The following is a 680-nucleotide window of genomic DNA, read 5'->3' as shown; positions in this document are numbered from 1 at the left end:
GAGCAAACCGGGAACGGGCGCCGAGGCCGAGGCATCGGCCGCGGCGCTCGCTGCCTGACGCAGCTGCTGCAGCTCTTGTAGATTGCGGTTGAGCTCGGCCACGCGCTGCTCGGCCTCGCTGCGCTGGCGCTGCTCGGCGATCCGCGCCTCGGCCTCGGCGCCCGTTCCCGGTTTGCTCAGGGTGAGCTTGTCGGCGCTGGCGGCGGCGGGTTTGTCCTCCACCACGGCCGCTTCGACGGTGCCTGCAGCCGTGCGCGAGGCCGCCGGCGCGGCCGGCGCCGGGGCGGCGGCCGCCAGGCGTCGGCGGTACTCGTTGAAATCACGCGTCTGCGCGGCGACGATGCGACGTGCCTCCTGCGCGTCCATCTGACTGGCCAGCGTGGCGTCCGGGATGTCGATGACGGCGCCGGCGCGCAGCAGGTTGACGTTGCCGCGGATGAAGGCCTGTGGGTTGGCGCGCAGCAGCGCCACCAGCATCTGCTCCAGCGTCACGTCGGAGGGGCGGTGCGCCGCGGCGATGCGGCCAGCGGTATCACCGGGCCGCACGGTCAGCCGAGCGCGGGATTCCGGCGCCACTGCCTGGGCAGCGCGTGCGGGGACTGGCGCTGCGGGCGGCCGCGGGGTGGTGGCGGCGGGGGCGGGCGCCGCGACCGGTTGCGGCGGGCGCACGTCGGTGATGC

General features: G+C 75.4%; 1 protein-coding gene. It reads right to left on the bottom strand.

Annotated features, from left to right (window positions below):
- Positions 1–576: FimV/HubP family polar landmark protein (locus Tchar_RS13600; RefSeq protein ID WP_328592053.1), on the bottom strand; the 576-nt coding region annotated here is incomplete at its 3' end.
- Positions 577–680 lie beyond the last annotated feature (104 nt).

Source organism: Tepidimonas charontis (assembly GCF_007556685.1).
In the GTDB taxonomy this organism is placed as follows: domain Bacteria; phylum Pseudomonadota; class Gammaproteobacteria; order Burkholderiales; family Burkholderiaceae_C; genus Tepidimonas; species Tepidimonas charontis.
Note: the sequence above shows the minus strand (reverse complement) of the source record. Positions and strands in the feature narration are given on the sequence as shown.